We start from the raw sequence: 5942 nt of genomic DNA, 5'->3' as shown, positions 1-5942 counted from the left end.
CACCATAACCATCAAAGAATCCGCTAGGATTATATGCAGTCATGTAAGCGCTAGCATCGAAGCTACCGCCTTCGATATCTGCATCATAGGTTTCCCCTAACAAACCAGCCAACACTTCAGCACTTACACCGATACTTCTAAAGCCATTATATTTTTCACGAGCTGTGTATTTAGCACCAAATTCAAGACTATAAATACCCAGTCCCCAATCCACTAAATGATCTACGTCGATTCGAAAATCAGTACTGGTATCCTCAGTTGGCTGATCAAGGTTGCCGTTAAATCCTAAAGAACGAAAGCTGCTGCCATCTAGCGGATCATAGCCTGCGGAATAGCCAACTTCTGGCACACCGCCATAATCATTACTGAAATCATAATATGCATTGGCTCGGCCAATGACTTCATGGGATAAAGATGATATTTTGTTTTTAGACTTGGCATAAGACAATTCAGCCTCGATTTCCCAATCTTCATCAAGACTGTGTTTGGCTCCTAAAGAAAAAGAGGTCAACTTATCATTAGAGTCTGTAGTACGTGCATTATTTCGATTATCGACACCGGCTATTTCCAAGCGTTGAATCAAGCCATCCGAACCTAGCGAGTCGGTAACGATATCGCTATCCACCACTGAACCTAATACATTGGTCCAACGGAATGAATTAAGCGGTAACGCCCCATCAATATCAAATTCCGAATACATGGTTTCGAACCAAATGTCAGTATCAGCATTGGGACGAAACTGCACAGTGGCTAATAAGGTAGTACGTTCTCTATCTTCAGTTAGCTGAGAAAAGTTGGTGGCATGGTTAAAACGGAATGAATCATCTGTATCACCATCTAAATTGTAATCCAGAGTAGGTGTTGGGCCGCGACTACCTTCGCTGCCAGGCTCTAAACCAAATGCTTCATATATATGTGATTCTACAGAACGACTGTCATAATGAGCACCTAATGTAATACCGAAGGTTTTATCGTCACTAACAAAATTATACAAAGCAGAAATATCAGGATTGGTGTCACCTGAATTATCTTCTTTAACCGCTTTAATACTCGTCACTAAAGATGTTTCGCCTGAAGACAAAGGACGAGGAGTACGCACATTGACCGTTGCAGATAAAGCACCTTCTTCCATATCCGCTGACGGCGTTTTGTAAACTTCTAACGCACTAACAAAATCTGAAGGTAAAATAGTGAAATCAAAACTACGACCACCTGTAGCTGATGGTAAAGTGCGCCCGTTAAATTGTACTCGGGTGAAATCAGGACTAAGGCCGCGCACAGATACATCTGAACCCTCACCTCGATTACGAGAAATTTGCACGCCACTCACTCGTTGTAGTGACTCTGCTAAATTTTGATCAGGAAACTTACCTATATCTTCTGCAGAAATAACATCAGCAACCACATTCAAAGAACGTTTAACTTCAGTCGCCTTCTCTAGACTGCTTCGAATACCTGAAACTTGTATGACTTCAAGGTCTCCTGTTTCTTGAGCCATTGCGCTGCTTGGTAGTGACAATTGCAACGTCGCGGTGGCTGCGACTCCTAAAACGAATTTAACGATATGCGAAACTTTATTTTGAGTAAAACTGTTATTAGTTATTCTATTTTTCATGTGATTGCCCACTTTGTTTTGTCTGTATTATTGGTAATAAGCACGTCTTTCACCAGTAAAAACCGTTTGCATTTACAAAATCACAATGAGAATCGCACAAATTTTTTACATATGCAAACATATTTTATGTGTGAACTTAAATTTCATATACACAAAACCTTTACTTATAACTTTGCCAAAAAGAATATTAATTCAGCAAAAAACCTTAAATTAAACTTACATTTTATTTACAAAAAACCAGAAAGACGTGTAACCATTACTCATCCTTGAGTAATTAGATTGTGTTGGGGCGTGTGTGTAAAGGGAATATAATCTTGCTATCTCAACTCAATTTTTTTGGTACCCTAAAGCATAAGAAATATCGAGGGCGGCTTGTTTTATAGCAATATGGGCATCGCTAGGACTAGTAGGGTGTGAGCCATCTATATATTCAAAAAACGGCACAATTAACGCTGCTACGACTTCATTCAAATGATCAAAAACCGGATATCCAATATCTTGAATACCCTGAGCTTGGGCACTTCGAATGTTTTCGTAACCCTGTGCCAATACCTTTTTAAGCATCTTGTCTATGTCATTATCTGCCTTTGGATGATTCTCAGGAATACGGCTTAACATTCTCTGTCTGTTAACTTGGTCAGCAAAGGCCAATAACAAATGACCCGAACAGGTATTCATTAATGGTGCTTCCGCACCTAAGCGCACACTAAAAACCCTCTCAGAAGGCGAATCTTGCTGGACCACAACATGGCCCTTTCCTTCATAATAAATCACCAAGTGGCAAGATTGCTCTATATCATAAGATAAACGCCTTAATACAGGGGCTGCAACACTAGTGAGGCGTTTGACTGGTGGAAAACGATGAGCTAAGCCGAACATCCGTAAAGTTAATACATAGCGGTCACTGCCAGGCTCTAGGGATACATATCCTCGCTGTTGCAATACAACTAACATGCGGAATAATTCACCCACAGATCGCTTCAGACGAGTGGTAATTTCGCCAATACTTAAGCCTTCAGACTCATTAGATAACAATTCTAAAATATCCAATCCCTTTTCTAAAGCCGGTGCCGAGTATTGTTTGCGCTTTGACTGCTCGCCTTTGTTTATAGGTTTATCCATTACTTATCTCGTCATCAGGTTGTAAATAATTAGCAGAGAATAATGCGTCACAATGTCTAATTGAACAAGTTTATTAGGTAAAACCCTAAATTCTATATGCCTATATTTCAAAGGATGAAAAATAATTAAACATTGACACTTGGTTAACAAAAAGATAATTTCATATCTGAATTTTAATTTTATATACATAAAGAGTGAGTTCATGAACGGTAAAAATACAATTAATTCCTTAACAACCCATGATATTCGTTTCCCTACTTCTGAATCTCTCGACGGATCTGATGCTACGAATAAAGATCCAGATTATTCAGCAGCTTATCTCACCATAAAGACGAGTCTAGGTAACGAAGGGCACGGACTTGTATTTACTATCGGGCGTGGCAATGACATCTGCTGCAAAGCCATTGAAGCTTTAGAGCATTTGGTTATTGGTAAAGATTTTAATGAAATAACTAAAGACATCGGCGAGTTTTACAACAGCCTGAGATCCGATAGCCAATTACGTTGGTTAGGCCCAGAGAAAGGCGTGATCCATATGGCCATTGGCGGTGTGATGAATGCTATTTGGGATATGTGGGCCCGTGCCGAAGGAAAACCTTTATGGCGCTTACTCGCTGACATGAGTCCTGAAGAATTTGTAAACTGCATTGATTTTCGCTACATAACAGATGAATTAACTAAAGATGAAGCATTAAAAATAGTCAAAGCTAATCATTCCAGCAAAAACGAGCGAATAAAATACCTAGAGCAAAATGGCTATCCCTCCTATACCACCTCTGCCGGTTGGTTAGGTTACAGCGACGAAAAGCTTGCGCGCCTTTGCCAAGAGTCAGTTGATCAAGGTTTTAAACATATTAAATTAAAAGTCGGGCAAGATTTACAAAGTGACATTCGCCGTTGTTCTATTGCCAGAAAAGTCATTGGTGATGATGTAAAACTCATGATTGATGCCAACCAGATATGGGAAGTAGACGAAGCCATTGACTGGGTTAATCAACTGGCTAGTGTGAAACCTTGGTTTATTGAAGAGCCCACCAGTCCAGACGATATATTTGGTCATAAAAAAATCAGAGAAAACATCGGTACGATTAAAGTCGCCACCGGTGAGCATTGCCACAATAGGATCATGTTCAAACAATTTATCGCCAACGATGCCATCGACATAGTACAGATTGATTCGTGCAGACTTGCCAGTATTAATGAAATTTTATCGGTATATATGTTAGCGGCTAAATTCGGCAAACCGGTTTGTCCGCATGCCGGTGGGGTAGGTTTATGTGAATATGTACAACATCTTTCGATGATCGATTATGTGCAGATTTCTGCTGATTTAACCGACCGTGTCGTGGAATTTGTTGACCATTTACATGAACATTTTGTTGATCCTTGTGTGATTAAAAATGGGGCTTATGTCGCGCCTACCGCACCGGGCTACAGTATTAAAATGTTTGAAAAAAGCCTTGCCGATTATACCTATCCAACGGGCAGCGAATGGCAAAAGCGTCTTAACAAAACAGCTAAATTAGCTTCCTAATGAAAGAGTTTTTTGATCCTAGGCTACCTGACAGTGCTTCGTTAAGACAACGAGCTAGTCAGCGCATACCTGCATTTGCCTTTGATTACCTTGAAGGTGGATGCCACGAAGAATTTGGTCTGCAGCGTAACCGACAAGATATACAGAATGTACAATTACGCAGCCAATTGTTAAAACCATTTGATAAGTCAGATATATCCGTTGAGTTGTTTGGACATAAATACGACGCACCTTTTGGTATTGCACCTATAGGTTTACAGGGATTGATGTGGCCAAAAGCCCCAGAAATTTTGGCCAAAGCGGCTGCCGATTTAAACATTCCTTATGTGCTTAGCACTGTGTCTTCTAGTAGTTTAGAAACCATAGCTGAAATATCTGAAGGTAAGGCCTGGTACCAACTCTATAACCCTACCGATAGTACTATTCGTGAAGATTTGTTAAACAGAATAAAACACGCAGGGTATAAAGTGTTGGTTGTGACAGTGGATGTGCCTACTTTTGGTTATCGTCCAAGAGATATGAAAAATGGCCTAGCAATGCCACCCAAAATGACAATCTCAAACATAATACAAATGCTCGCAAGGCCACGTTGGTTATGGGAGACATCATTGGCGGGTAAACCCGAAATGCAAACCCTTAAGCCTTACATGCCAAAGGGAATGCCCAATGATCAATTAGCTGCCTTTATGAATAAAACTGTAATGGGACGAGTTGATATTGAAGGACTCAAACCTATCAGGGATTTCTGGCAAGGTCCCCTTGTGATTAAAGGTTTAATTAATCAAGAAGATGTGGCCGCTGCAATTTCTCTTGGTGCAGATGCAGTGGTAATGTCTAACCATGGCGCCCGTCAATTAGATGTGGGTGAATCACCTGTGCAACCACTACAAAAAGCAGCTGATAAATATGGCAAGGATATTAAAATATTCATGGACAGTGGTTTGCGTTCCGGCACCAATATCGCGTCAGCACTAGCCTGTGGCGCCGACTTCACCTTTCTTGGCCGCCCATTTGTGTACAGTGTGGGTGCACTTGGTCAAAAAGGCGGAGTGCATATGATTAATTGTCTTAAGATCCAACTTGAACAAGTCATGAATCAATTAGGCTGTGCCAAGATAGCAGACCTACCACAATTTTTAGTTAAGCCTAATAAGGACTAAGAAAATACTCACTATGCTAAATCAGACTTCGATAGCTAAAAAACAGATAGGCAAAACCGCACTGCACGTTGATACCCTCGGTTTTGGCTGTGCGCCACTGGGTAATCTATATCAGGAGATCAAAGACGAGGATGCCAGAGCCATTTTAACGTCAGCATGGCAAGCGGGGTTTCGGCATTTTGATACGGCTCCTCATTATGGGCAAGGCTTAAGTGAACGTCGTACTGGTGATCTTTTACGTCCATGTCAGGGTAAAAATTACGTATTGTCAACCAAAGTGGGCCGTTTACTCAAACCCGCAGGTTATGCACAACAACGCCATGGTTTTGTTTCGCCAATGCCCTTCGATATTCATTATGACTATAGTTATGATGGCATAATGCGCTCATTTGAAGATAGCCTGCAGCGTTTGGGCTTAGATATAATTGATATCTTGTACATGCATGATATTGGCCGTGATACCCACGGCGATGCTAACGATCACCACTTTTCTATTGCCATGAAAGGTGGC

5 protein-coding genes are annotated in these 5942 nt (G+C 40.9%); 3 read left to right on the top strand and 2 right to left on the bottom strand.

Annotated features, from left to right (window positions below):
• Together NWQ57_RS02010 and NWQ57_RS02005 are read right to left on the bottom strand one after the other, a co-directional pair.
• Positions 1–1615 (bottom strand): TonB-dependent receptor (locus tag NWQ57_RS02010; RefSeq protein WP_306020304.1); only part of this gene is annotated, 1615 nt, incomplete at its 3' end.
• Between the two features lie 327 nt (positions 1616–1942).
• A complete protein-coding gene (locus NWQ57_RS02005; protein ID WP_306020303.1) occupies positions 1943–2737 on the bottom strand; it encodes an IclR family transcriptional regulator in 795 nt (264 codons plus the stop codon).
• Positions 2738–2939: 202 nt separating this feature from the next.
• Between NWQ57_RS02005 and NWQ57_RS02000 the strand changes: the two genes are divergently transcribed.
• From NWQ57_RS02000 to NWQ57_RS01990, 3 genes are all read left to right on the top strand, one after another.
• Positions 2940–4271 (top strand): L-fuconate dehydratase, encoded by a 1332-nt coding sequence (locus tag NWQ57_RS02000; RefSeq protein WP_306020302.1) that lies wholly within the window; start codon positions 2940–2942, stop codon positions 4269–4271.
• Entirely contained in the window at positions 4271–5431 is a 1161-nt protein-coding gene (locus NWQ57_RS01995) for an alpha-hydroxy acid oxidase (RefSeq protein WP_306020301.1), read from the top strand. The genes NWQ57_RS02000 and NWQ57_RS01995 overlap by 1 nt, the downstream gene beginning before the upstream one ends.
• Positions 5432–5444: 13 nt before the next feature.
• A partial coding sequence (locus NWQ57_RS01990; RefSeq protein WP_306020300.1) for an aldo/keto reductase occupies positions 5445–5942 on the top strand: 498 nt, incomplete at its 3' end.

This window comes from Paraglaciecola sp., assembly GCF_030730205.1.
In the GTDB taxonomy this organism is placed as follows: Bacteria; Pseudomonadota; Gammaproteobacteria; order Enterobacterales; family Alteromonadaceae; genus Paraglaciecola.
This window is presented reverse-complemented; position numbering and strand designations above follow the sequence as displayed.